Origin of the sequence: Paenibacillus shunpengii, from assembly GCF_042684905.1 — a bacterium.
In the GTDB taxonomy this organism is placed as follows: domain Bacteria; phylum Bacillota; class Bacilli; order Paenibacillales; family Paenibacillaceae; genus Paenibacillus; species Paenibacillus shunpengii.
On record NZ_JBHUMJ010000002.1, the window covers coordinates 1251065 to 1277494 of the forward strand.

General features: G+C 45.5%; 21 protein-coding genes and 1 riboswitch. Of the genes, 17 read left to right on the forward strand and 4 right to left on the reverse strand.

The window, feature by feature from the left end:
* Positions 1–78: 78 nt before the first annotated feature.
* The 4 genes from ACFSVM_RS05955 (at position 79) to ACFSVM_RS05970 (ending at position 5707) form a co-directional block, all read left to right on the forward strand.
* A complete protein-coding gene (locus ACFSVM_RS05955; protein WP_076311304.1) occupies positions 79–969 on the forward strand; it encodes an ABC transporter permease in 891 nt (296 codons plus the stop codon).
* Positions 970–1000: 31 nt separating this feature from the next.
* The gene (locus ACFSVM_RS05960) at positions 1001–1879 is read left to right on the forward strand and encodes a carbohydrate ABC transporter permease (RefSeq protein ID WP_076311303.1); all 879 of its coding nucleotides are present in this window, start codon (positions 1001–1003) and stop codon (positions 1877–1879) included.
* 133 nt (positions 1880–2012) lie between these two features.
* Positions 2013–4109: a beta-galactosidase gene (locus tag ACFSVM_RS05965; RefSeq protein WP_076311302.1), complete on the forward strand. Its 2097-nt coding sequence runs from the start codon at positions 2013–2015 to the stop codon at positions 4107–4109.
* Positions 4110–4273: 164 nt separating this feature from the next.
* Positions 4274–5707: an NAD-dependent malic enzyme gene (locus ACFSVM_RS05970; protein ID WP_076311301.1), complete on the forward strand. Its 1434-nt coding sequence runs from the start codon at positions 4274–4276 to the stop codon at positions 5705–5707.
* 105 nt (positions 5708–5812) lie between these two features.
* Here ACFSVM_RS05970 and ACFSVM_RS05975 read toward each other — a convergent pair whose 3' ends face one another.
* Entirely contained in the window at positions 5813–7045 is a 1233-nt protein-coding gene (locus tag ACFSVM_RS05975; protein ID WP_076311300.1) for a copper amine oxidase N-terminal domain-containing protein, read from the reverse strand.
* Positions 7046–7394: 349 nt separating this feature from the next.
* Here ACFSVM_RS05975 and ACFSVM_RS05980 point away from each other — a divergent pair, with 349 nt between their 5' ends.
* The 6 genes from ACFSVM_RS05980 to ACFSVM_RS06005 all read left to right on the forward strand — a co-directional run bounded on the left by ACFSVM_RS05980 (position 7395) and on the right by ACFSVM_RS06005 (position 16187).
* Positions 7395–8459: an FUSC family protein gene (locus tag ACFSVM_RS05980; protein ID WP_076311299.1), complete on the forward strand. Its 1065-nt coding sequence runs from the start codon at positions 7395–7397 to the stop codon at positions 8457–8459.
* A 134-nt stretch (positions 8460–8593) separates the two neighbouring features.
* On the forward strand, positions 8594–9748 hold the full coding sequence (gene solA, locus ACFSVM_RS05985) for an N-methyl-L-tryptophan oxidase (protein WP_083655697.1): 1155 nt from the start codon (positions 8594–8596) through the stop codon (positions 9746–9748).
* A gap of 174 nt (positions 9749–9922) precedes the next feature.
* Positions 9923–10390 carry a pyridoxamine 5'-phosphate oxidase family protein gene (locus tag ACFSVM_RS05990; protein WP_379260885.1) on the forward strand — a complete coding sequence of 156 codons (468 nt, stop codon included), beginning with the start codon at positions 9923–9925 and terminating at the stop codon, positions 10388–10390.
* Between the two features lie 47 nt (positions 10391–10437).
* Positions 10438–12801, forward strand: a complete 2364-nt coding sequence (gene helD / locus ACFSVM_RS05995; protein ID WP_379260887.1) for an RNA polymerase recycling motor HelD — start codon at positions 10438–10440, stop codon at positions 12799–12801.
* Between the two features lie 278 nt (positions 12802–13079).
* Positions 13080–14900 (forward strand): adenine deaminase, encoded by a 1821-nt coding sequence (gene ade / locus ACFSVM_RS06000; protein WP_379260888.1) that lies wholly within the window; start codon positions 13080–13082, stop codon positions 14898–14900.
* A gap of 236 nt (positions 14901–15136) precedes the next feature.
* A riboswitch (cyclic di-GMP riboswitch) is annotated at positions 15137–15228 on the forward strand.
* A gap of 65 nt (positions 15229–15293) precedes the next feature.
* Positions 15294–16187 carry a hypothetical protein gene (locus ACFSVM_RS06005; protein WP_076311295.1) on the forward strand — a complete coding sequence of 298 codons (894 nt, stop codon included), beginning with the start codon at positions 15294–15296 and terminating at the stop codon, positions 16185–16187.
* 65 nt (positions 16188–16252) lie between these two features.
* Here ACFSVM_RS06005 and ACFSVM_RS06010 read toward each other — a convergent pair whose 3' ends face one another.
* Positions 16253–17173, reverse strand: coding sequence for a helix-turn-helix transcriptional regulator (locus ACFSVM_RS06010; RefSeq protein ID WP_076311294.1), 921 nt, complete (start codon positions 17171–17173; stop codon positions 16253–16255).
* Positions 17174–17386: 213 nt separating this feature from the next.
* Between ACFSVM_RS06010 and yicI the strand changes: the two genes are divergently transcribed.
* On the forward strand, positions 17387–19705 hold the full coding sequence (yicI, locus tag ACFSVM_RS06015) for an alpha-xylosidase (RefSeq protein ID WP_076311293.1): 2319 nt from the start codon (positions 17387–17389) through the stop codon (positions 19703–19705).
* Positions 19706–19931: 226 nt separating this feature from the next.
* Positions 19932–21218, forward strand: a complete 1287-nt coding sequence (locus ACFSVM_RS06020; protein WP_379260891.1) for an MFS transporter — start codon at positions 19932–19934, stop codon at positions 21216–21218.
* Between the two features lie 49 nt (positions 21219–21267).
* Here ACFSVM_RS06020 and ACFSVM_RS06025 read toward each other — a convergent pair whose 3' ends face one another.
* Both ACFSVM_RS06025 and ACFSVM_RS06030 read right to left on the reverse strand, forming a co-directional pair.
* Positions 21268–22458: an MFS transporter gene (locus ACFSVM_RS06025; protein WP_076311291.1), complete on the reverse strand. Its 1191-nt coding sequence runs from the start codon at positions 22456–22458 to the stop codon at positions 21268–21270.
* A gap of 50 nt (positions 22459–22508) precedes the next feature.
* Positions 22509–22967 (reverse strand): MarR family winged helix-turn-helix transcriptional regulator, encoded by a 459-nt coding sequence (locus ACFSVM_RS06030; protein ID WP_379260893.1) that lies wholly within the window; start codon positions 22965–22967, stop codon positions 22509–22511.
* A 190-nt stretch (positions 22968–23157) separates the two neighbouring features.
* Between ACFSVM_RS06030 and ACFSVM_RS06035 the strand changes: the two genes are divergently transcribed.
* The 5 genes from ACFSVM_RS06035 to ACFSVM_RS06055 all read left to right on the forward strand — a co-directional run bounded on the left by ACFSVM_RS06035 (position 23158) and on the right by ACFSVM_RS06055 (position 26362).
* The gene (locus tag ACFSVM_RS06035; RefSeq protein ID WP_256209550.1) at positions 23158–23796 is read left to right on the forward strand and encodes a helix-turn-helix transcriptional regulator; all 639 of its coding nucleotides are present in this window, start codon (positions 23158–23160) and stop codon (positions 23794–23796) included.
* A 71-nt stretch (positions 23797–23867) separates the two neighbouring features.
* A complete protein-coding gene (locus ACFSVM_RS06040; RefSeq protein ID WP_379260896.1) occupies positions 23868–24485 on the forward strand; it encodes a TraX family protein in 618 nt (205 codons plus the stop codon).
* Positions 24486–24658: 173 nt separating this feature from the next.
* A complete protein-coding gene (gene rpiA, locus ACFSVM_RS06045) occupies positions 24659–25330 on the forward strand; it encodes a ribose-5-phosphate isomerase RpiA (RefSeq protein WP_076311288.1) in 672 nt (223 codons plus the stop codon).
* Positions 25331–25454: 124 nt separating this feature from the next.
* Positions 25455–25925: a MarR family winged helix-turn-helix transcriptional regulator gene (locus ACFSVM_RS06050; protein ID WP_076311287.1), complete on the forward strand. Its 471-nt coding sequence runs from the start codon at positions 25455–25457 to the stop codon at positions 25923–25925.
* Positions 25926–26056: 131 nt separating this feature from the next.
* Entirely contained in the window at positions 26057–26362 is a 306-nt protein-coding gene (locus ACFSVM_RS06055) for an antibiotic biosynthesis monooxygenase family protein (RefSeq protein ID WP_090723035.1), read from the forward strand.
* The last annotated feature ends 68 nt before the right edge of the window (positions 26363–26430 follow it).

Consider the following 26430-nt stretch of genomic DNA (forward strand, 5'->3'; position numbering starts at 1 on the left):
TGCAATCATGTATGCTGCTTTTCTATACCTTATTTCTAGAGAAAGAGTCATTTTTAATTGTAAATAGGAGGGATTAGGATGAGAACGCTCAAAAAGACATGGCCATTTCATATCATGCTGCTGCCTGCCATGGTATTTCTATTCCTGTTCAGTTATCTGCCCATGGCCGGAATTGTCATGGCATTCCAGGATTATAAACCGTGGCTCGGAATTGCTGGCTCCGAATGGGTCGGGCTGGATAATTTCCGCTACCTCTTTGAACGGGAAGACAGTATGCAGGTCATTTGGAATACGGTGATTATTGCTGTAGCCAAGATGATCTTCAATCTGCTTGTTCCGTTCGTGTTTGCCATCCTGCTTAACGAAGTCCGGAAAGTAGGTCTTCAGCGCTCGATCCAAACATTAGTATACTTGCCTCACTTCCTATCATGGGTCATTCTCGGGGGAATTCTGGTGGATCTACTCGCTCCCGCAGGCCTCTTCAATCGGGTTCTAGGCAGCTTCGGCATTGATCCGATCCTATTTCTCGGAGACAACAACTGGTTTCGATTGACGGTTATCATCTCTGATGTATGGAAGGAGTTCGGATACAACACGATTATTTTTCTAGCAGCACTGGCCGGGATTAATCCGGCACTCTATGAAGCGGCTGAGATGGACGGTGCAGGCCGATGGAAGCAGACGATGCACATTACTGTACCTTCACTAATACCCATCACCGTTGTTGTCGGTACGCTTGCACTTGGGAATGTCCTGAATGCAGGCTTTGACCAAATTTTCAACCTATACAATCCTCTCGTATATGAAACGGGCGATATTATCGACACCTTTGTGTATAGAACCGCGATACTTAATGGAGAAATGGGCTTTGGTACTGCGATTGGGCTGTTCAAATCGGTCATCAGTATGGTGCTGATTCTCATATCCTACAGGCTAGCCTACAAGTGGGCCGGTTATCGTATCTTCTAGATTATATGAACCTGAGAGGGAGGGAGAAACCATGTATCATAAAACAAGATCATACCGCATATTCAGTGCGTTCAATAACCTGTTTCTGATATTGCTTGCCATTCTTTGCATCATACCGCTGATTCATGTGCTTGCCGTATCATTTAGCAGCAAAGCGGCGGCAGATGCCAATCTGGTCTCGCTGATTCCAATCGATTTCTCACTAGAGGCTTACAAAAAGACGATTAACAATCCAGCCTTTCTGCATTCCATCTGGGTCTCTGTGCTGAGAACCGTCATAGGTACAGCCATCACCTTAATCGTGACTTTTCTTGCGGCCTATCCGCTGTCCAAAGAAAACTCCGCTTTTAAAGGAAGAACGCTGTACTCCTGGATCTTTGTATTCAGCATGATCTTTAACGGAGGACTTGTTCCTTTCTATGAAGTCATTCAAACGCTTCGTCTCATCGATACGTTCTGGGTACTCGTGCTTCCGTCGGCAGTGAACACTTTTCTAGTCATCTTGATGCTGAATTTCTTCAGAGGGATCCCGAAGGAGCTTGAAGAAGCTTCACTGATTGACGGAGCGGGTCATTTCAGGACATTACTCTCGATTTATCTGCCGATATCGCTGCCATCCATTGCGACGATCAGCTTGTTCAGTATGGTATTTCATTGGAATTCATGGTTTGACGGCTTGCTGTATTTGAATGATTCCGGGGACTTTCCGCTGGCAACCTTTCTCCAGACAGTCATTATTCAGCGGGATATGAGCACAATGGCCATGAATCCGCAGGAGATGGAATTGATCAGCCAAACGACGGTAAAATCTGCACAGATCTTTATAGGTGCTGCTCCCATTCTGCTTGTATATCCTTTCCTGCAAAAATACTTTGTTAAAGGGATGACCGTCGGTTCTGTAAAAGGTTAATTTTATGAAGAGTGGGTCATGCTTTCGGACGAAAGTTGTTCGGATCTGCTTCAAAGTGTAAGATATAGAACAAGGATGTAATCGTTTTCATTGGAGTGAGGGTAAATTTATACGATCGTGAGGAGTGGCAAGTATGAATAAGAAATATTCACCGTTATTTGCGAAAGCACCTGTAATGCTGCATGGGGCAGACTACAACCCGGAGCAGTGGCTGCGGTATCCGGAAGTGCTGCAAGAGGATATCCGGCTAATGAAGCTTGCCAATTGTAATGTGATGTCTGTTGGTATCTTCTCCTGGGTATCTCTGGAGCCCGAAGAGGGTGTATTCACCTTTGAATGGCTTGACCAGATTTTGGACACCTTTGCCGAGAATGGCATATATGCACTGCTGGCAACACCAAGTGGTGCAAGACCAGCCTGGATGTCTCAGCAATATCCGGAAGTGCTGAGGGTAGGCAGGAATAGAGTGCGTAATCTCCACGGCTTCCGCCATAATCATTGTTACTCTTCTCCGGTTTACAGAGAGAAAGTACATATGATGAACAGCAGGCTTGCTGAGCGTTATGCTCATCATCCTGCAGTCATCGGCTGGCATATTTCCAACGAGCTTGGCGGGGACTGCCATTGTGAATATTGTCAGGCGGGATTTCGGGAGTGGGTCAAGGAGAAGTATGGAACACTGGACGAACTGAATCATGCCTGGTGGACAACCTTTTGGAGCCATACGTATACGAGCTGGGATCAGATTGAGTCCCCTGCTCCTCATGGAGAGACTCAGGTACATGCGATGAATCTTGATTGGAAACGTTATGTGACCGATCGGACACTTGATTTCCTCCAGCATGAGCTGGCTCCGCTCAAAGAAGCGAATCCCGAGCTGCCGGCAACAACCAATTTCATGAGCTACTTTGATGGTCTTGACTACTGGAAATTCGCAGACGTACTGGATGTATTATCATGGGACAGTTATCCAACGTGGCATGATGCTCAGGATGACAGTCATCAGGCAATGACCGTTGCACTCATGCATGATATCGTTCGCTCTATTAAAGGCGGCAAACCATTTATGCTGATGGAGAGCACGCCGAGCATGACGAACTGGCAGGAGGTCAGCAAGCTGAAGAAGCCGGGAATGCATCTGTTGTCTTCTCTTCAGGCTGTGGCGCACGGTTCAGATACGGTTCAGTATTTTCAGTGGCGCAAGAGCCGGGGCTCCAGTGAGAAGCTGCATGGAGCTGTCGTCGATCATGTAGGCAATGAGCACACCCGTGTATTCCAGGAAGTGACCGAGGTTGGGGAAGTATTAACCGGGCTTGAAGAGGTTACAGGTACGAGTGTGCCTGCGGAAGTGGCAATTATCTTCGACTGGGAGAATCGATGGGCGATCCAAGATTCACAAGGACCTCGTAATGTAGGGATCAAATACGATGAGACGGTACAGTCCCACTACAAGACATTTTGGGAAAAGGGAGTATCGGTAGATATCATCAACATGGATGCTGACTTTGCCAAATACAAGCTGCTCATTGCACCCATGCTCTATATGGTAAAGCCTGGTGTCGGTGAACGTATTGAGGCGTTTGTACAGAATGGAGGAACCTTCGTTGCCACCTATTGGTCGGGTATAGTCAGCGAGAATGATCTCTGTTTCCTTGGAGGCTTTCCCGGACCGCTTCGCAAGACACTCGGCATCTGGTCAGAGGAAATTGACGGGCTGCATGATGGGCAGGTTAATAAAGTCATAGCGCTAGAAGACAATGCCCTTGGACTCACCGGAGCGTATGAGGCGATAGAGCTGTGTGATCTCATTCATCTGGAGACAGCAACCGCAATCGCGGCATATGACAGTGACTTTTATCAAGGGCGCCCGGCACTTACCGTAAATGCACTGGGATCTGGCAAGGCGTATTACATTGCTTCACGCAATGCTGCTCCTTTCCATCAAGACTTTTATAATCTAGTGATCACAGAGCTTGGCATCACGCAGGCGATTAGCGGGGAATACCCTCAAGGTGTAACAGCCCATGTCCGAACAGATGGTCAGACGGACTACGTCTTCCTTCAGAACTACACAGATGAGATCCAGTTTATGCCTTTGGATGAGCGCTCCTATACGGAGATCGGTACTTCATTGAACGGAACAGAAGGAGAGGACACGTTCACAGAGGGAGTAAAATTAGCCCCTTACGGGATTCGAATTCTGAAACGTCCTTCAAGAGTTGATTTATAAAAAGAAAAGGGCATTACGGCTCTCTAGCGAACAGCACTTACTTTATCATGTAAGCTGCTGTCGAAGGAGAGCCTTTTTTATGTAAGGATAGCAGGAATATCAAGGCTGTGTCTCGAAGTCACAGTTGATGAATGCCTTGACTACATCTCACGGGAGGGACTCGCATGATACAGCGCAATCTTGACGGAAACAGCATTATTATTCGGCTCGAAATGAAGACCAAGACCATTAATTTTGGTGAAGTGGCATCTGCAATCTCGCAGGCTGGAGGAGATATCGTTGCCATTGACGTAATTTCAACTAATCAGGATATCACCGTTCGAGATTTAACCGTTGCGGTTTCTCATGCTGATGATAACAAGAAGATTGTAGAGACAGTCCGAAATCTTAATGGAGTATCCATTATCAACGTATCCGACCGCACCTTTCTGCTCCATTTGGGGGGCAAAATTGAAATCGCTCCCAAATCCCCGATTAACAACCGGGAGGATCTGTCGAGAGTATACACACCGGACGTGGCGAGAGTATGTAATGCGATTGCCGAGGAGCCGCAGAAGGCGTATTCATTAACGATCAAAAGAAATACGGTAGCTGTTGTATCCGATGGAAGTGCAGTACTCGGTCTCGGTAATATTGGCCCGCGTGCTGCCATGCCTGTCATGGAAGGTAAAGCAATGCTGTTCAAGCAGCTTGCGGGTGTAGATGCTTTTCCGATCTGCCTGGAAACACAGGACACCGAAGAGATCATTCGGACGATCAAAGCGATATCGCCGGCTTTTGGCGGTATTAATCTCGAAGATATTTCTTCTCCACGCTGCTTTGAGATTGAACGGAGACTGAATGAGGAGCTGGATATTCCTGTCTTTCACGATGATCAGCACGGTACAGCGGTCGTATTGTATGCAGGACTGATTAATGCACTGAAGCTGGTCGGCAAGTCGCTCGAGAACACGAAGATTGTTGTATGCGGTATTGGAGCCGCTGGGGTTGCCTGCAGCAACATTTTGTTGTCTGCTGGAGCCAAGAATTTAATTGGGGTTGATCGTGAGGGAGCTCTTGTGCGAACAGAAACCTATGATAATCCGATCTGGCAGGATTATGCGGAGCGGACGAACCCTAATCTTCAGACAGGCTCGCTTTATGAGGTTATTAAGGATGCGGATATCTTCATTGGCCTCTCCAGAGGGAATCTGCTTACAAGAGAGCATATCATGACGATGGCGAAGGACCCGATTGTATTTGCTATGGCCAATCCGGTACCCGAAATTATGCCGAGTGAAGTAGAGGATATTGTAGCAGTTATGGCTACAGGGAGATCTGATTATCCAAACCAGATTAATAATGTGTTATGCTTCCCTGGAATGTTCCGTGCCGCACTGGACTGCAGAGCCAGTGAAATTAATGAGGCGATGAAGCTGGCAGCTGCAACGGCCATTGCTTCCTCAATATCGGATGAGGAACGGACGAAGTATTATATCATTCCTAGTGTTTTTAATGATCGAGTCGTTAAATCCATTCGTGAGCGGGTCATTGAGGCGGCTCTTCAAACGGGAGTGGCGAGAAGAGTGCCAAGGAAGAGCAGTGATATTTCTGGATAATCGATCTGAAGTTATTAATCCTAATATATAAGAAGAGCCCAGGCTCCCCTGCAAGTGCTTGCAGAGGAGCCCGGGCTCTTTTCGTATTCTTAGGCAGGCTATAGATTAACGGTGATTTTTATCTGATTTGTGAGCCTGCGGGCTGTCCATCAGAGACATTACACTGTAATCTTCTTCTGGGTAAAGAGAGAACGCGTCCGCGATGAGCCAGCTTCCATCCTCTGTTTTCACCATATAGTACATGCCTGTCAGCTCACCTTCAATATCTGACTCTTCAGCATGAACGATAGCAGTATTTCCATTATACTGAACAACGTTAATAGAAGAAGCGGAGAGATCATAGTCTACTTCGTTCAGATAGCCGCTATTAAACAATTGTTGAAGACTGCGATAAATCCATGTGGATTGATCATGGGTAGACAATACAAGGTCTGCATCCTTGTTATTGTATCCATCATACTGAGCTTGCAGTGTTTCTTCGATGCTTGTTTGATCCTCTTGAGGAACGGCCGGTGTCTGACCGATCAAGTCCAGTGCATGATAATAAGCGTAACCTGGAATTTCATCATTCAGCTTCAAGCTTCCATCTGACGATTCGGTCAGGAACAGCCACAATTCATCTTGAGTGAGGTCGAAGAAGAATGGACCTCCGGTCCAAATTTCGGTACGGGTGACTGAGGCAATAATTTCGCCATCCTCTGCACTCACGATCTCGACATTCGAATAGGTTGTATTTCCTTGTGACTTAAATAGTTCCTCGTAATATTCAACGAAGTAATCATAGTAGTATGAGTCCGTATCGAGCATGGATTTAACTTTATTAAGATTGCGCTCACTTTCGGCAGTACCAAACTGTTTAAGGAAGGCATCTACCTTTTGCTGGTTCTCTTCTTCTCCAGCTGAGGTAGAAATATGAATTGTTTTGCTGCTTTGATCCCAGGACACAGTGTAGCCTGTAGCTTCAGCAACGAATCGGAGCGGAATCAGCGTGCTGCCTTTCTCTATGTAAGGTGCGGCAGGAAGGCTGGTTCTTTGACCATCAATATGGGCTGTAGTCTTACCGGCGTAGAGCTGGAGTTTCACTTCGCCGTTGTCCGCGTTAATGCGTTTCTCTGCATTGTTCCATTTCACCGAGTAATCAAACGCTTCGAATAATGCTCGGAAGGGAACAAACGTTACCCCTTTCTGAATGGCAGGTGTCACAGGGAACGTCATTAACTCGTCGTCCAGGTATACCTTGATTTTTGGTGTCGCTGCGGCTGCGGATACGACTCCACCCATAATGGAGAATACCATTAGGAAAGCGAGTGTCAGCAGGCCAAGCTTCTTTTTGAACATGTTGTCAACCCCTCTAAGCTGTACAGTATTTTACTATAGGAACAGCAGTCCTCCTGCCCAAAGAAATATTGGAAATGTTCCCATGTGAAACCATATTACTTGGCTTGGAAAAGTTAAGCAATCGAGGTGGAAGGGATTTACCAAGGTAATTAATTACAATATGCGAATAGCTCTATTAAGCGAAGTGAACGAAGCTGTCATTGATTTGTTACAAATGTGCTCGAAAGTTCAGGAAAGTCATGGTACAATAAATCGTTCATTTGAGAAGAACAGGTTTACGTAATTTGTGGTTTTGGGGTAATAATACAAAAATATCTAATCATGATTCCTAGAAGGAGGGCTTATAGGGATGTCTTTCGGCGCTCGGGTGTTGAAGACCGGGATTGCAGTTACTCTAGCTTTATATATAAGCATGCTGCTGAACATTCCCCAGTCGCCTGTGGGTGCGGCAATTGCAGCTATTTTTGCAATGCAGCCCTCTATATACCGATCCTGGCGATACTTTCTTGATCAAGTGCAATCTACGACGCTTGGCGCCATCGTTGCGCTGATTGGAGGGATGGTGTTCTCCAATGAACCCATTGCTGTCGGATTGGCATGTATACTGGTCATCAGTATCTGTCTTAAGTTAAAAATGGGCGATACGATCGGTCTTACGCTCGTCACGGTTGTATCTATTATGGAAGCCTCCGGGGACTGGCACTATGCAGTGGACAGATTCATTCTGACATTGATCGGTATCGTGTCTGCTTCGGTAATTAACGTCACTGTATCTCCGCCGAAGCCGAAACTGCAATTTGTAATGCAGATCAGAAGTGTCTTTGACCGTATGTCCTTGCTGCTCAGAACCTCTATATCGGATGAGATTAAAGAATCGGTGTTTCGTGATGAGAAAAATGATCTTGAAGGCCAGATCAAATCCCTTGTCGACAAATATCATCTGTTTGAAGAAGAACAGCAGAAGCTGAGGCGGGCGAAGTTCAGTTCAACAAGGCAGATGGTTGTCTACAAGCTGATGCTATCAAGTCTTCAAAAAGGTTTTGCAGTGCTGGATGCGGTGGATCGACACTATTTTCAGGCGGAACGATCAGACCGAACGGATCAATATTTCGATGAGCATTTGGAGAAATTGATCAAATTCCATGAGCATGTCCTGCTCAAATTTGAAGATAAGCTTAAGCCCAATGAGCAGGAAGGCGAAGAGCTGGTGCGTACCAATGTGGAGTTCATGGAATCTGCGATTGAGGGCATTGATTTTGAGCGGGAGGGAATGCTTCGGCTGTCGATCGTTGCTGCAGCAATGTACGATTACGGTTATCAGCTCGAACGTTTAAACCGCTTGGCTGACCATATTCTAGACTCTGAAGAAACGAAGGATAGCTCAGAGGGGCTGTCAGCATGGCTGAAAAAATAAAGATGTGGTGTAAAATGTACACTTGCGCGGACGAAGTAAATTCGTTTATGATCATTACAATATCTAATTCGGGGTAATTTAGTAGACTTTGTACTGGATCATCATCCTGAATACTTATAAAGAAGGTGTGTTCCGTGAAGAATAAAGTGGATGTCATTATTATTGGTGCAGGAACTATGGGTCTGAGCAGCGGCTACTATCTTGCGAAGTCAGGGAAATCCGTATTGATGCTCGATGCTTATGAACCGCCGCATACCCAAGGAAGCCATCATGGGGATACTCGATTGTTCCGTTATGCATACACTGGTGACCTTGTATACAACGCAATGGCAGTAAGAGCCCACGAACTGTGGAGTCAGTTGGAACGAGAAAGCAGCAGTACGTTGTTAATTCCTTCAGGGGTGCTGAATATATCGCCTGATCATGATCCATTAGCGGAAGAGAAGTGGAATAATGCACTTGCCTTTAATCTATCGGTAGAACGCCTCAGCACGATGGGGATCAAGCACAGATGGCCGGGTTTTCATTTGCCAAAAGGGTATTCAGGTATTCTCGAGCGCAGGGCAGGATATCTGCTGACGGAGCCTGTACTCCATGCCTATAAAGGACTTGCCGAGCGGCATGGCGCAAGACTTGTTACGGGTGCCAAGGTCCTTCACTGGGAATCCTCAGGCTCAGGATACATTGTACATACGGCTGCAGAGAAATATGAAGCAGACCAGCTTGTAATTACGACGGGAGCCTGGGCTTCAGAAACCGCGGAATCGGTCAAGCCGCCTGTTGCAGCGGTAAGACAGGTTATTGGATGGTTTGAGGCACCTGAGCTGTTTGATGTATCTCAATTCCCTGGATTTACACTAGATACAGAGAATGGGCTATATTACGGGTTCCCCAGCAAGGACGGATCTGGATTAAAGATCGGCCGTCATGATTGGGGAACGGATATAGATCCGAGTGCTCCCCTGCTTCCATTTCAGTCGGGTGGGGAAGATGAAGAGATTCTTCGTCAGGCTCTTCACAAATATATTCCGGAAGCGAATGGGAGGCTCATTCGGGGGGCAGCATGCAAGTATGAGAACACGCCGGATGAGGATTTTATTATCGATTATCACCCTGACCATAAGGGAGTGGTTCTGGCCTGCGGGTTCTCTGGACATGGATTCAAGTTTGCCAGTGCCGTAGGGGAGCTCATCTCCAATCTTGTGAACGGTGATTCTATCCGTTATAATTTATCCGCTTTTCGATTGGACCGATTCCAACACCTGCAAGATCATGAAGCAACAACCTAATAACTGATTCCTGTTCATTTGCATGATAACCAATGATTGGCTACAATAATAGAACAGCCCGGGCTACTGAGAAAGTCGCCCGGGTTTGTTCTTGTTGTTTGGTCTTTTTAATAATGAGCATATGGATATTTTACTTAACACCGGAAGATTGAGAATGCAATATGGGGGAAAAATATGAATAAAAATATAGCGATCCCTGAACCCTTACTAAAGCTGCTGGATGGAGAACGCCTTCCATCTAAACAGAATGAAGCCTTTATGCTGCAGACAGTATCGGAGGATGGCTGGCCGCATACAGCAATGATCAGTGTCGGTGAGATTGTAGCAACGGATGAATATACACTAAGGCTGGCATTATGGTGTGGTACGACGACTTCTCACAATATGCTTCGCAGCGGCAAAGCCGAACTCGTTATTGTGTATGCAGAACGAGTCTATTATCTCAAAATGGCCGTTAAGCCGCTTGCTCCATTAAGATCTGCCAAACATGAAAGAGACAGGTTCACTGCGCATATTCATGCGTTAAAGATAGATCAAGCCAAATATGCTCATATTGAAGCAGGTATTCGGGTTCAGCTGATAGACCCAGATTCCGTAGTTACACGATGGATGGATACGGTGGAAGAGCTGAGGATGGACTAATATATTGGTTAAAATGAATTCAATAATATGAAGAAGGAGCGGATCACTTGAGTACGGACAAGGAATGGCAACTCGAACAGGCTAGAGTGGACGAAGTTACAGAACAAATTCGACAATCAATTAACAAGCTTGAGGGTGAAGTAGGTTCTGTTCGCGGAGAAGTGGTTGAGATGCGAAAAGAATTTTGGGATGAAGTCACCATTAACTTTAGTGAAGCAGATGATGTCGGGGAGACTTCTACGAACTTAAGACAGCAATCCGAGGTGCTGTCAGAGCGGGAACGGAGCCACAAAAACGCATTTAATGCACTGAAAAAGCTCAATAAGCTGGAAGGGAATCCCTATTTCGGTCGTATTGATTTTGTGGAGAAGGGAACGGATACAGCAGAGCCTATATATTTAGGAATTGCATCCTTTTTATCAGAGCAGGAGAATGAATTTCTTGTCTATGACTGGCGTGCTCCGATATCGAATCTGTATTACGACGGGGCACCGGGGCCATCTTCCTATCGAACACCATCGGGGATTATCGAAGGAGAGATCACGTTAAAACGGCAGTTTACCATTCGTGATGGAGATATCAAGTTCATGTTTGATACCGGAGTCACGATTGGTGATGAGCTATTGCAGGCTGTACTCAGTCAAAGCTCTGATGCTTCGATGAAAAGTATTGTGGCCACCATTCAGAGAGAGCAGAACCAGATTATTCGAAATGATACAAGCCGTTTGTTAATCGTTCAAGGTGCAGCGGGCAGCGGAAAAACATCGGCAGCGCTGCAGCGTGTCGCCTATCTGCTCTATAAAGATCGGGAATTTCTGAAGGCGGATCAAATGATTCTGTTCTCTCCGAATCCGATGTTTAACAGCTATGTATCCACCGTATTGCCTGAGCTTGGCGAAGAGAACATGCTGCAGACGACATTTCAGGAGTATTTGGAACGAAGAATCGGCAAAGAATACCAGCTTGAGGATCCCTTTGTGCAGCTGGAGTATGTCTTATCCCAACCTGACGATCCTGGTTATGAAGCTCGAATTCAAGGCATTCAGTTCAAGTCCTCACCTGAGTTTCTCGATTTGATTCTAAGCTATAAGAATCGGCTGACACAGACAGGAATGATGTTCAAGCCCCTTCGTTTTCTTGGGAAAGAGGTCATTTCGACACAGCAGATCACGCATAAATTTTATGAATTTGACAAGGGGATTCGAATTGCGAGCCGGCTAGAGCTTCTCAAAGAATGGATGCTGAAGGAGCTTGCTGCCTTTGGTAAAGGCGAACTTACCGCGGCGTGGGTAGACGAACAGATTCAGCTGCTTGGCACAGAGGACTATCACCGGGCCTACCAAAGATTACGGCGGAAGCAGCGAGGCAAGCAGGATACATTTAATGATTTTGACGTGGAGAGAGACATATTGGCCAAAATGGTGGTCTCCGATCGACTTAAGCCCCTTCGCAAATGGGTGAAAGCAACGCGATTTGTCGATATGAAGGGACTGTACCAAGCTATATTCAAGGAAGCAGAGGTGGCTTGTGGAGTTGATCGTTCACGACTTCCATCTGCTTGGGATGATATATGTAAATTTACTATTGATAAAATAAATGCCCAGGAGCTTGCATATGAGGATACGACTCCGTTCTTATTTCTAAAGGATTCATTATTAGGATTTCGTGTGTTTACGAATATACGCCATGTTATTGTGGATGAAGCTCAGGATTATTCACCATTCCAGCTTGCCTTCTTCAGACAAATGTTCCCCCGTGCGAAGATGACCGCGTTAGGAGATTTTAATCAGGCGATCTATGCTCATTCATCCGTACTTAGTGGGACAAGTGAGCTGAGAGATATCTACAGCACGGACAAGGCGGAAGTGATAAGGCTCACGCGCAGCTATCGTTCAACGAAGGAAATCGTAGAATTTACTAAATCCTTGCTTCCTGACGGAGAGGCCATCGTTCCATTCAATCGTGAGGGAGAGAAGCCTTACGTATATAAATTCGGGAAGCGAGATGAGATGGAGGAAGCTATGGTATTGAAGCTTGAGGAGCTTCAGTCGCAAGGATACGAGTCCATCGCCGTTATTTGTAAGTCTGCAGGTCAAAGCCTTAAGGTACATGAGCGTCTTCACGGCAAGCTCAGCACAGTGCCAAAACTGATTAAGAAAACGACGCTTGGTTTCGAAAAAGGAGTACAGGTCATTCCGGCATACCTGGCCAAGGGCGTTGAATTTGATGCAGTCATCATTTATGACGGTTCGGCCAAAGCGTATTCAAGAGAAAGTGAACGCAAGCTATTCTATACGGCGTGCACGCGTGCGATGCACTTACTGTACATTTACTCTATAGGTGCAGTTAGTCCGTTTATATCAAAGGTTAATCCTCAGCTGTATCAGCATGAATTGGAGCACTCAAAGTAACCGCACAACAAGTCAGCAATACAGCATGATTAGTGTACTTGTCCAGCAGCACATTCTCATACGAGGATGGTGCTGCTGTTTTTTTGGAACAAGGATCAAATTGAATATGATTACATATAATGAGAGATTATAGGGAAGGTGATGTAAGGAAATTAGGTTTTTTCAAATCATTTCCTGAAGAATTATAAACTCTTAAGTCAATTATGTTTACATGTAACCTGTAGACTACTATAATCATAAACAATCTACTTTTTTTACGGTGAATGGGGGAAGTTCAAATGAGGATAAAACAATTTGCAAGACCGGCTTTGGCTGATTGCGTGAAAGAACTGGTGGCTACGGCTCGAGGGGATTTAAAGGCTTCTCTTGTGATTCAAAATGGGTGTTTGGTCAACGTTGTGTCAGGCGAAATATTGCAGGGCATGTCTGTTGCTGTACAGGGCTCTCGCATTGCATACGTAGGCAAGGATGCTTCCCATACCATTGGACCGGACACAGAAGTTATTGACGCCAGCGGGCAGTATATTGCACCAGGACTGCTGGATGGTCATTGTCATATTGAGAGCACACAATTAACTGTAGCCGAATTTGCAAGAGCCGTGCTTCCGTTAGGAACAACGGGCGGATTCTTCGATGCGCATGAAATTTCTAACGTGCTGGGTCTGAACGGACTTAAATATATGCTCGAAGAGGCAAGAACGACGCCTCTCGCAGCATACATGCAGGCACCTTCCTGTGTGCCATCTACAAGCCCTGAGCTCGAAACGACGGGAGCCTATATTGGTGCTGAAGAGGTTGCTGAAGCATTGAGCTGGGGTAATGACATGATTGGCTTAGGGGAAGTGATGAACTTTCCGGGTGTTGTATATGGCGAGGAGAAGATGATCGGAGAAATAGAAGCCACACTGCGCGCGGGTAAAGCGGTGGATGGTCATTTTACCTGGGCGGCAGATGATTGGAGACTTCCTGTATATGCAGCGGCAGGTGTGACCGGAGATCATGAATGTGTAACCAAAGAGGATGTACAGGAAAGAATACGTCTGGGCATGTACGCCAAAATGCGGCAAGGTTCTGCCTGGCATGATGTAGCAGAAACGATTAAGGCGTCAACCGAGCTCGGGCTTGATACAAGACGGATGATGCTCGTGACGGATGATCGGAGCTCAGAATCCCTGCTGAATGAAGGGCATATGAATTACGTTGTGCGTCTGGCTATCTCCCAGGGAGTTAAGCCGGTAACGGCTTTTCAAATGGCGACGATCAATACGGCTGAGCGGTTCGGCGTTCAGAGAGATGTGGGTTCAATTACACCGGGCTCGATCGCCGATATCATTCTACTGGATGGAAGACTTGCTGATGTGAATGTGCACACGACCATTGCCGCAGGCCAAGTGGTTGCGAGGGAAGGGAAAATGGCGGCTTCTTGGGATAAGTATCAGTATCCTCAAGATGCACTGGGGACGGTTCAGTTGGAGGCTGATATCCAAGCGGATCATTTCGTAATTAAAACACCTGTTCATGAGGGTGAGCTTAAAGCCCGCATTATACAGGTGACAGAAAATCATGTTGAGACGAAGGAAGTGTTCAAGACCGTCCGAGCAGAATCAGGCCAAGTAATTCTTAGTCAAGATCAGGATGTATGCAAAATCGCTGTTATTGAACGACATCATAGAACAGGCAACAAGGCAGTAGCTCTTGTTAGTGGAGTTGGCTTTAACCGGCCTGCCGCGATTGCCATGACGGTCGCTCATGACAGCCATAATCTGATGGTGATCGGAACAGATGACCATCTGATGGCCGAAGCGGCTAACCAGGTAGTGAATATGCAAGGCGGGGTCGCGGTGGTAACAAATGAGGGGATGACAGAATTTCCGCTGTCGATTGCAGGTTTAATGTCCCCGGAGCCTTTTGAGATCGTAGCTTCACAATCTGAAGCCATCAGCCAGGCACTAAAGGCCTCTGGATGCTGCTTGAACAATGCGTTCATGACTTTGTCCTTATTGGCCCTGGTGGTTATACCTGAGCTGCGGCTATCCGACAAGGGACTTGTTCGTATCTCTGCAAATGGAATTGAGCTCGTTCCATTGTTTGAACAATAATGGATAAGTCTTAAATATAGTTATGATCTGAAATAGGTAAGCAGGCATCTGTCTGCTTACCTATTTTTTCGTTTGAGTGAAGGAAAAATAGTTCGAAATCATTAAATGAGTATAAAGTCCTATAAAATGCTTTCGTATTTCTCCGAAAATAATAAAGTAATACTTTCGTCCTTCTAAATTTGTCGAAATGTAAGGCTAAGGTAATTGGGTAATGAGACAAATGGACGTTATTGTATGCGAATTGGAGGCAAATTTGCTGAAAAGCAAAGACGCAAAGCCATGGGTCTAAGGTAAGTCTAATGACTTATGATGACAGCCGGTTGCCGATTTATTAATAGAGAACGAGCAGGACATAAGACATCGTTCCTAAAATCGAAGGAGTGTACATAAGAGATGTGGAAGAAGACAGGGAGAGTGGCAGCGGTACTGCTGGCTGCAGTCATTATGGCAGGATCAATGACAGGGGGAGCAGTAGATGTAGAAGCTACAGCCTACTCCAGTAAACAAACAGGAACATGGCTATGGGATACAACCCAGATAAAAAGTGAGCCCGACAAGATACTGGATTTTGCAGAAGCACAGGGAATCAACGCTATCTATTTGCAAATAAACAGAGATGTGGCTGTACCGTATTATAAAGATTTTATCAGCAAGGCTACTGCGGAAGGTATTGAGGTTCAAATCTTGGACGGAAGAGCTTCCTGGGGCCTGTTATCAGGGCGTGAAGGATTAATGAGCTTTGTAGAGTGGATAGAAGCATATCAGAATGGAGCTGAAGAGAACGAGCGGTTCTCGGGAATACATGTGGATATTGAGCCCCATGTGCTAGCAGAATGGAAATCAGATCGTGACAGTGTTGTTGCTCAGTGGCAGTCGAATGTAACCTATCTAACGAATGAAGCGAAGCGAATGGAAATGAAGATCACAGCCGATATTCCTTTTTGGCTTGATAATTATACCGTGCCTGGCGGGGACATGAAGATTAGCAGCTGGATGATTCGCCAGTTCGATGCAGTTGCAGTTATGGCATATCGGGATACAGCAAGTGCCATATACAATGCAGCAGCCAGCGAACTGAAGGAAGCGTCCGAGCTCGGTAAGAAAGTATCTATCGCTGTTGAGACGAATCGAAGTAGTGAGGGGAATTTTATTACGTTCTATGAAGAAGGCTGCGAGTACATGCGTCAAGAAATGCAAGAGTTTGAGCAGATGGCAAGCGAGCATGATTCTTACATCGGAATTTCGGTGCACGATTATGGAAACTGGTCTAAACTAGCGAGTCGTTAATCATAAACAAGGGTGATCTGGTAAGAGCAAAGTGTTCTCACCAAGTCACCCTTGTACTGTTATTTCTAGGATACGGAGACCGGCTCCAAAAAAATTTGTTCAAAGAATTGCTTGCGATATTGGGAAGGCGTCATCTTCTTTTGTTTTTTGAACAGAGTAATAAAGTAGCTTAGATTGTCATAACCAACTTCCATCGCAATATCTACTACTTTATAGTTTGTATTTTCCAGCAGCTTGCATGCTCTTTGGATCCGGTAATGATTAATGTAATCGATCGGGCTCTTCTGGACCATTTGTTTAAAGAAGCGGCAGAAGTGTCCCTCACTCATATTAATGTGTGCAGACAAGTCCTTCAGTTTAATGGGCTCACTATAATGATCGTGGATATAGCCGAGTGCCGTCTTCAGACGTTCAATCTTATCTGGACTGCCTGCGGCAATGTTGCTTCCTAAATCTGCTGCCTGCTGCATATAAGCGAACATTTCTGCAAGAATCAGATACAAGTGTGCCTTGGTCGAAATTTCTATCGTCGGCTTCATTAGCTCATGCTCAAGCAGAATCTGATCGATATGTTCAAGGACCGATTTGCCCCAATCCGTATGACGTGAAATATGGCGGGGAGGGAGCAATTTCCTCTTCAATATGGGGTCCATCATTTTCTCCTGCAGAGAATCAAACGAGGCGCTGGATAACCATGCTGGATCGAATACGATGGCTGAGAAGACACAGCGCTCCTCTCCCTGCAAATATCCGGCATGAATTTCCCCGCTGCCTACGAAGATGGCATCCCCTGCTTGTGCTTCGTAAATATTCATATCAATATGGAAGACAGCAGAACCGCTCTCAATAAGAATCAGCTCCATCTCGTCATGCCAATGGCAATCAAGAATGCTGTCTCCATTGAGCTGGTCTACTGACGGATAGACACTAACGGGGAACATAGGGTTGCCATGTACGCGATTCTCTCTCAACAATTCTTTATTCATTTTACCAAGCTCCTTGTGCATTCTTCTTCTATATAATAGGAGAAAAAAACCTTACTAATTGAAATCGCTTCCATAATAGGCGCGTTATGTTAATATAAAGTGACAAGTTAGATGAAATTATATCAAAATATTGATACTATTCATCAAAATAACGTAAGAAAATCAAATAAAATATCAATATTATTATAGTATAACCGAAGGGGGAAAGAAAACATGAAATTTACTGATGGATTCTGGATGACTCGTGAAGGGTATCATATTCAAAACCCAACTGATATTCGTGATATTGTTCAAAAAGATAATTCTCTAACCGTTCATGCGGCTACTAAATATATTCGCACCAAGGGTGACACTCTGAACGGTACCTTGCTGAAAGCAACTTACAGTTCCCCAATGCCTAACGTAATCCGTGTAACACTGAACCACCATAAGGGCAGAGTGAAAAAAGGTCCTGAGTTCGAGCTGTTAAATCAGGATACTAATGTTGAAATCTCGAAAAACGAGCAAGGCGCTGTATTGAAGAGCGGTAATCTGGAAGTTCAGATTGATAAAACAAACGGCTGGGACATCAGCTTCCTCTACGGCGGCAAGCGAATCACAGGAAGTGGTCATAGACAAGCAGGGTATATTACTGGGCCGAACAAGGAAGCTTACTTCCGTGAGCAGCTGGATCTGGGCGTTGGTGAATACATTTATGGTCTTGGAGAGCGCTTTACTCCATTCGTTAAGAATGGTCAAATCGTTGAGACATGGAATGAAGATGGCGGTACAAGCAGTGAGCAATCCTACAAGAACATTCCATTCTATCTATCCAACAAAGGCTATGGTGTGTTTGTAAACCATCCTGAACGTGTATCTTATGAGATTGCGTCCGAGAACGTATCCAAGGTTCAATTCAGTGTTGAGGGAGAGACTTTGGAATACTTCATCATCGGCGGTGACAATCCGAAGGATGTGCTTGACAACTATACGAAATTGACAGGTAAGCCTGCACTTCCACCAGCATGGACATTTGGTCTGTGGCTGACGACTTCCTTTACAACAGATTATGATGAAGGAACGGTAAATCACTTTGTGGACGGTATGGCTGAGCGTGACTTACCTCTCTCCGTATTCCACTTTGACTGCTTCTGGATGAAGGAATATCAATGGTCTGATTTCGTATGGGATGAGGAGATGTTCCCGGATCCGGAAGGCATGATTAAGCGTCTCAAAGATAAAGGACTTAAAATCTGTGCTTGGATTAATCCATATATCGCGGAAAAATCCTATTTGTTTGATGAAGGTATGGAGAACGGATATTTGGTTAAAACAGCGGACGGAAGCGTATGGCAATGGGATATGTGGCAAGCTGGCATGGCTCTTGTTGATTTCACGAATCCAGATGCCGTTAAATGGTATAAGAGCAAGCTGGAAGTGCTGCTTGATCAAGGGGTAGACTCCTTCAAGACAGACTTCGGTGAGAGAATTCCGACAGATGTCGTTTACTTTGATGGTTCTGATCCGGTCAAGATGCACAACTACTATACTCAGCTGTATAACAAAGCTGTATTCGAGCTGCTGGAAGAGAAGCTCGGCAAGAATGAAGCTGCATTATTCGCTCGTTCTGCGACAGCAGGCGGTCAACAGTTCCCTGTACACTGGGGCGGTGATTGCTCATCAACTTATGAATCCATGGCCGAATCACTTCGTGGCGGCTTGTCACTTGGATTGTCCGGCTTCGGCTTCTGGAGCCATGACATCAGCGGCTTCGAGAACACGGCGACACCAGATGTGTACAAGCGCTGGGTCCAATTTGGACTTCTGTCCTCCCATAGCCGTCTGCACGGCAGCACATCCTATCGTGTGCCTTGGCTCTTTGACGAAGAGTCCGTGGATGTCGTACGCGACTTCACGAAGCTTAAGATCAGCCTGATGCCTTATCTGTACAATTCTGCACAAGAATCGTCTGCACGAGGCATTCCGATGATGCGTGCCATGATGCTTGAGTTCCCAGAGGATCCTACAACCTACAGCCTGGATACTCAATATATGTTTGGTGACTCGGTTCTGGTTGCGCCGATCTTTAATAAAGAGGGCGATGTCACTTACTATCTGCCTGAAGGAACCTGGACCAACTTCCTTACAGGAGAGAAGATTCAAGGTGGACGTTTCGTACGCGAGAATCACAGCTTCCGCACATTGCCGATGATGATCAAGCCGAACAGCCTGATTGCAGTGGGTGCAGTAAATGATGTAATCGAGTACGACTATGCTGAGAATGTGTCCTTGCATTTGTTTGAGCTTGGTGAAGGGAACCAGGCGGAAGCGAATGTGGTAAGCACGCGTTCTGAACAAGAGCTGAATGTGAAGGCCGTTCGTTCTGGAGACCGTATTGAAGTAACGACAGAGGGAACAGGCAAAGCCTGGACACTCGTTCTTCGCGGTATCCAGGAAGTATCTGCTGTACAAGGCGGATCGGCTGCAAACGGAGAGCATGGTGTTGTCGTGACTCCTGACGCATTTACTGGCAAGCTTACAATTACACTTTAATCAGTTGACAAAAATACGGCGGTGCCACTGGCACCGTCTTTTTTTCACTTTCAAAAGCCCCGCCAATACACTTCCTTTTCAGTAGCTCCTGGTTAAAAGCACGTATAGTTTAATCATGAAACAGCCACATTAACATAGTCGCGATTAGATAAACCTCACATAATGCTGTGCTTCTTGGTAAGCACTTATTGCATTTTCCAACTTAATAAAGGTGGGTAAATATCCAATGGAAAACAAGAAGCTCGATCTGGCAGCACTTTCATCCATTCCTCTAATTATGACTTTGGGTAATTCAGCATTAATCCCGATCCTGCCGCAAATTTCGAGAGAGCTTAAAGTGTCGACCTTTATGGTTAGTATGCTTATCACCGTCTATGCAGTTGTGGCCATTATATTAATTCCCATTGCAGGGTATTTGTCGGATCGGTTTGGCCGTAAGGCGGTCATTATTCCGAGCCTTATCATCGCTGCTCTCGGAGGGGCTGTATCGGCTGGTGCTGCCTGGTGGCTGACAAATGGTGCAGCGTATTGGGTCATCCTTGGCGGCAGGCTATTACAGGGCGTCGGAGCTGCCGGAGCTTTTCCCATTGTGATACCGCTGGTCGGAGACATGTTCGAGGATGAAGAGCAGGTAAGCAAGAGCCTGGGTATTATTGAAACGTCTAATACATTAGGGAAAGTGCTAAGTCCTATCATTGGTGCAGCTCTTGGGGTATGGCTGTGGTATGCACCATTTTTGATGATTCCCGTTCTATGCCTAATCTCAGTGCTCCTTGTCATCTTCTTGGTAAAAAGTCCGGGCACCAAAAAGGAAGCGCCTTCTTTCCGGGAGTTTATCGGATCTTTAAAAGACATTCTCGCTGAGAAGGGGCGCTGGCTTTATGCCATTTTTGCTGTAGGCTGTATTTGTATGTTTGTTATATTTGGGGTGCTGTTTTATCTGTCCGAGGTGCTTGAATCCCGATACGATATCCATGGAGTAACCAAAGGCTTTATCCTGGCAATTCCGCTAGCCGCTCTGTGCCTGTCTTCTTATTGGAGCGGGAAGATGATTGGTAAGCATAAAAAGCGCATGAAATGGATCGGCTGCTTTGGACTTATCCTAATGACTGCATCGCTTGTTGTCATGGGCTTCTCAAGTCAGATATATTATGTCATTGGTGTATTTACTGCCGGTGGAATCGGCATAGGGGCCGCGCTTCCCTGCTTGGATGCGCTGATTACCGAAGGGATCGAGGAGGAGCAGAGAGGAACGATCACGGCATTGTTCAGCAGCATGCGGTTTATCGGGGTATCGTTAGGTCCACCCGTCATCTCGATTCTGCTCAATACATCGCATTTTATTCTTTTTATGACGCTTGCCGCTGTGGGCGCCGCAGGTATTCTGCTTACCTTGTTTGCCATCAGGCCCTCAGAGGATAATAGCGGTACGAATGGAAATAGCAAAAATTCCAAAAATGTACATTACCGTTTAGGCGGAAAAAGCATGGTCAGAGTGAAAAGAAAAGTCTAACTAAAAAAACCGCCTGCATTAGTTTATAAATGCAGGCGGTTTCGTCGTATTATCCTTCTTGTACAGCTGCGCGCTGTTTGGCCAGACGCGCGTAAATGACGTAGATGACCAGCATCAGCGCTATAAATAGTGAGGAGTACCGATACATATCCGCATAGCTGGTAACAGAGGCGATGATGCCAAGCAGGAGCGCTCCGATGGCAATTCCGAAATCCAGTGTATTCAAAAACATGCCATTGGCCAAGCCGCGCTGAGAAGGGTGTACCACTTGAATCATCCACGTCTGGAAGGTCGGCTGAAGCGAGCCATAACCTAACCCAAACAAAAAAGCGGCGAAGAATAGACTGAGCGTAGAGCTAGTAAATGATAATATAACGAGTCCAACAATAATGAGTATAGAGCCAGGAATAATGAGAGCACCATGTCCTTTTGAATCATAAATACGGCCTGCAATCGGTCGAATCAACAAGATTGCTATGGCGTTAAATAAAAAGAAGAGTGCCGGATTAGCTATCCCTTGCTCTGCACCGAAGATCGCAATGAAGCCGACCAAGCCTCCATAGGATACGGCCATGAGTCCGTTAAGTATAGATGGAATGACAAGTGCAGAGTTGAAGCCTTTTTTCTCAGGTACTGCGAATGGATTGCTCACCGGCTGCGGCTTCTGAACTTTTTTGGAGGTAAGCATATAACTAAGCGGGACAATGACAACAATAATGATTGCAGTGGACCAGGTAAGCACTCCAAAACCGTAAGAGTTAAGCAGTGACAAGCCGACAATGGGCCCTATGGACATCGCGAGACTCGTAGACAGACCGAAGTAACCCATTCCCTCTCCCATCCGTTTTACAGGAATAATATCTGAGGCCATCGTAGGGAAGGCGGTACTGGTCATGCCGAAGCCAACGCCGAATACCATGCGCAATACGAGCAGAGTACCCATGATCGCAGCAAAGTGATAGCCTAGAGTAGCCAGCAGGGCAACGAGAATACCAAAGTAGATCATGAGGTTGCGTTTCCCTTTTTCTAACTGCTTGGCAGCGAAGAGTCTCGCAATAATGGCGCTAAGGGCAAATAGGGTAGTAAACAAGCTGACTTGGAATGAATTGGCACTGTATTCCCCCTGCACATAGGCTGGCAGGGTAGAAACAATCATATGTAGCTGTAGAAACAGCAGAAAATTACACAGGGTTAAAATAACGAATTCCTTCGTCCACAATTTCGTTTGTTCATGCTGCATTTGTTTTGTTAAACTCCTTCTGTGTGTGAGATGCTGCGTTATAGCTAGTATTACTTCGTTTGAGATTCCTTCTCTAGAAGCGTATCAAGATACGATCCCATCTCGGATAGAACCTTCCAGAAAACATCCATATCTTCCTCAGGGATAATCTGAGCAATTTCTTCATTAAATTTGTTCTCTAATGGCACTAACGTGCCGGAGAGATCTCTGCCTAGTTCTGTGAGAAACAGCTCGAAGGCACGGCGGTCCTTTTGGCTTGGCTTGCGGATAATCAGATTCTTCTTCTCCAGCATATCCAGTATTCTTGTGGTAGTGGGCTGATCTTTATAGGCTTTTACGGCAATTTCGCGTTGATTGAGGCCTTCGTTCATATAAATTTGCAGCAGCACAGACCACTGCTCTGTTGTGATGTCATAGGCTTTGAGACGGTGGGTCATTACACTAACTGCACGTCTATGAATAACACCGAGCATGAAGCCGATGGAGCGATCAGACAGGGATGTGTTCAATGGAACAGAACTCCTTTCAATGTAAACCGTTTTAGTCATTTTACTTGTCATGCTAATATTATTAAATGTGATAATATCTGTCAATGGGTAATTTGATCTTCTAACTATAACGAATCCTTTATATGTCAGCATGACAAAGAAATGATATATTTAAGAAGGTGATTATGAAGGAATCAGAGGAGGTGCGCTGATGGAATTATCGAGCAGACAACAGGAAATTATTGATCTGGTCGCACGTTACGCTCCGATTACAGGTGACCATATTGCAGAGCAGCTCGGTTTAAGTCGTCCTACCATCAGGTCCGACTTGTCTATACTCGTGATGCTGGGGTTGCTCGATGCGAAGCCTAAGGTTGGATATACTATTGGAACGGCAGTGAGTGAGCTCAGTCAGATGAATGAACAGGTATCCAGACTGACCATTAACGATGTACTGACACCGCCGATCCTGATTCAGGAGCATCGATCTGCATATGACGCAGTTGCCCTGTTATTTCAGGAGAATACAGGAACTTTGTTTGTAGAGAATGAAAACCTTGATTTTGTAGGCATTGTATCTCGAAAGGATCTGCTCAAAGTAACACTCGGGCACGCAGATTTAAAATCCATTCCGGTCAGCCTTACGATGACGAGACGAGCGCAAACCGTTGCACTAACACCGAGTGATCCGGCTTTTCTCGCTGCCCAGATGCTGATCCGCTATCAGGTCAATTGTCTCCCCGTCATACGAGGTGAAGGAGAGTCGAGAGAAGCAGGGGAACATGAAGTCATAGGGAGAGTTTCTAAGACGACTTTGCTTCAGTTATTCATTGAGCTGACAGGAGTCTAGCCTATAGAGGTAACACATATTTAATCTTCAGGGGGAATCTATTTTTTTGTGTACATAAAGGGGGCAGATAAGTGCACTGGATAGCTATGATCACGATGCTGATCGATCATATAGGAGCTGTGTTTTTTCCAGAACACAGCATTCTGCGTATTATAGGAAGGATTGCTTTTCCCGTATATGCATTTTCCATATTTCTTGGTTACAAACATACACGTAATGTGAAGCGCTATACCATCCGGTTGTTTATCATTGCAGTTGTATCACAGATTCCGTTTATGGCTGCATTCAACCAATCCACATTAAATGTCGTGTGGACCTTACTGGCTTCGCTTCTTGTATTACAAGCGCTGGATAAAGTGAAGAATGAAATTGCAGCCGTCTTCATTGTTATTGCTGCTGGATTCCTTATGGAAATATCGACGATGGATTACGGAATCTATGGTTTGTTACTCGTGCTGATCTATAGGTACACGGAAGGCTTCGTGATGGTGTTCGCACATCTGTTCTTGAATATTATAGATATGGTGCAGTCCCAAATTCAGATATGGAGCACGATATCTACCTTATTTATCGCCTTCGCCATTTACAGGGGGGCTTCATTCAGATCTTCCGTTCCAAGATGGTTATGGACAAGCTTCTATCCTCTGCATCTCGCCATTATAGGAATTGTCCGAATTTATATAAGATAAAGACGATAATCGGGTAAGCAGATGGAACAAACCGAGTTATTCCTGTATAATAATTCAAAATGTCAAATCTCAAAACTTATAGAAACGGAAACGTAAGAACATATATTCCATACGTGACATGAATCGGTTACAATAGTATATAAATGCGAACAAGATTGGGAGTTGAACTCAAGGTGGATTTAAAACGTTTAGCTGCAGAGAGAGCAGTAGAGTATGTTAAAGACGGAATGAAGGTTGGACTAGGCACAGGCTCAACGGCTTATTGGGCAATTCAACGCCTTGGTGAGCGGGTAAAGAATGAAGGGCTGCAAATTGAAACGGTAGCTACTTCCCAAGCATCAGAGGATCAGGCAAGAGAGCTTGGAATTCCGCTCGTCCCGTTCTCCGAAATCGGAAGGCTGGATATTACTATTGATGGAGCAGATGAAGTTGATGGTCGTCTTAACCTGATCAAAGGCGGCGGAGGTGCGCTATTGCGTGAGAAGATTGTTGCAATGAACAGCAGGCGTCTCGTGATTGTCGTTGACGAGAGCAAAGTAGTACATACACTCGGGAAATTCCCACTGCCTGTAGAGATCGTTCCATTTGCTTGTGAATGGACTTACCATGCACTGGATCAAATGGGCTGCCATCCTGCATGGCGAATGAACGGTTCGGAGAAATACAAGACAGACAACGGAAATTACATTGCCGATTGCAAGCTGGGCCGCATCTCTGATGCAGAGGCATTGAATCAGAAGCTTAACATGATTCCTGGTGTCGTTGACAACGGTTTATTTGTAGATATGGCAGATACAATCGTTGTTGCACATGCAGATGGAACGATAGAAATTAAACGCAAGTGAATCCATCTCCTATGAAATAGATTTATATAGAGGAAGGAAGTCCATAGGCAGGGGGGTGATAACTTCATTTCAGCAATGGGGTTAATCAAACTTCATGTGGATTATAGTTACTGGAGGCAAGGTTATGTCTAATATTAGCGATGACAAAGATTTGTCGCTTCAGCTGTTTGTGGTGCTTGCAAGAGCATACAACTCAGTCACTGCAAGATCCAACCGTGATATTCAAAGTCATGGCTTGAATACGACAGAATTTGGTGTTCTTGATCTCTTATATCATAAAGGCCCCCAGCCGCTTCAAAAAATTGGGGAGAAGGTCTTAATGTCCAGCGGCAACATTACTTATGTGGTGGACAAGCTTCAGAATAAGAAGCTGCTTGTACGCAGAGCCTCTATGGAGGATCGAAGAGTGATTTATGCGGAGTTAACCGAGGAGGGAACTGCGTTCTTCGAGCAGATATTCCCTCAACATCACGAAGTCATTATCAGTGCGGAGCAAGGACTCTCGGAGGATGAAAAAAGAGAAGCCATTCGTCTTCTCAAGAAGCTCGGTTTATCAGCAAGCGGTAAGCTGTCAGAAGTGAACGAAAGTATATAATAGGATGGACCCTGTTCATAGGGTCTGTCCTTTTTGCTATTTATTGCGATGCTTGCATGTGTAATCATCTTATGGGACAATCGAGTAATCATGAGGTGCATGAATTTTAGGAGTAAAAGGAGTGCATTCATTTGTACATTGTTCAATCGATTGTCGAGGTTCCAGTTGATAAAGTAGAGGAGGTCATCGGTCTCTATCAAAACCGAAGCCGCTCCGTGGACAAGGCATCTGGATTTATCTCATTTCAGCTGCTGCAGAACGAAAACAAGCCGGGAGAGCTTACCGTTCACATGACTTGGGAGGATAAGAAGGATTATCTTGCTTGGGTGACGAGCTCCGACTTCAAACGCATTCATGACTTGGAGCGGAAATATCCGGACCAAGAGCTGGCTAACATCAAGCCAACTGTAAGAAGATATTCGGTACGGGCAGAATAGTAATCATTTGAATCATAGAATAATGCAGATAGAATAATCTATTTTGTTTAGAAGCACGGAAGGAGCTG

Excerpts from the sequence above, each read along its gene's own strand:
- ACFSVM_RS05955 (WP_076311304.1), top strand. The coding sequence starts at position 79 with ATGAGAACGCTCAAAAAGACATGGCCATTTCATATCATGCTGCTGCCT.
- ACFSVM_RS05960 (WP_076311303.1), top strand. The coding sequence starts at position 1,001 with ATGTATCATAAAACAAGATCATACCGCATATTCAGTGCGTTCAATAAC.
- ACFSVM_RS05965 (WP_076311302.1), top strand. The coding sequence starts at position 2,013 with ATGAATAAGAAATATTCACCGTTATTTGCGAAAGCACCTGTAATGCTG.
- ACFSVM_RS05970 (WP_076311301.1), top strand. The coding sequence starts at position 4,274 with ATGATACAGCGCAATCTTGACGGAAACAGCATTATTATTCGGCTCGAA.
- ACFSVM_RS05975 (WP_076311300.1), bottom strand. The coding sequence starts at position 7,045 with ATGTTCAAAAAGAAGCTTGGCCTGCTGACACTCGCTTTCCTAATGGTA.
- ACFSVM_RS05980 (WP_076311299.1), top strand. The coding sequence starts at position 7,395 with ATGTCTTTCGGCGCTCGGGTGTTGAAGACCGGGATTGCAGTTACTCTA.
- ACFSVM_RS05990 (WP_379260885.1), top strand. The coding sequence starts at position 9,923 with ATGAATAAAAATATAGCGATCCCTGAACCCTTACTAAAGCTGCTGGAT.
- ade (WP_379260888.1), top strand. The coding sequence starts at position 13,080 with ATGAGGATAAAACAATTTGCAAGACCGGCTTTGGCTGATTGCGTGAAA.
- ACFSVM_RS06005 (WP_076311295.1), top strand. The coding sequence starts at position 15,294 with ATGTGGAAGAAGACAGGGAGAGTGGCAGCGGTACTGCTGGCTGCAGTC.
- ACFSVM_RS06010 (WP_076311294.1), bottom strand. The coding sequence starts at position 17,173 with ATGAATAAAGAATTGTTGAGAGAGAATCGCGTACATGGCAACCCTATG.
- yicI (WP_076311293.1), top strand. The coding sequence starts at position 17,387 with ATGAAATTTACTGATGGATTCTGGATGACTCGTGAAGGGTATCATATT.
- ACFSVM_RS06020 (WP_379260891.1), top strand. The coding sequence starts at position 19,932 with ATGGAAAACAAGAAGCTCGATCTGGCAGCACTTTCATCCATTCCTCTA.
- ACFSVM_RS06025 (WP_076311291.1), bottom strand. The coding sequence starts at position 22,458 with ATGCAGCATGAACAAACGAAATTGTGGACGAAGGAATTCGTTATTTTA.
- ACFSVM_RS06035 (WP_256209550.1), top strand. The coding sequence starts at position 23,158 with ATGGAATTATCGAGCAGACAACAGGAAATTATTGATCTGGTCGCACGT.
- ACFSVM_RS06050 (WP_076311287.1), top strand. The coding sequence starts at position 25,455 with ATGTCTAATATTAGCGATGACAAAGATTTGTCGCTTCAGCTGTTTGTG.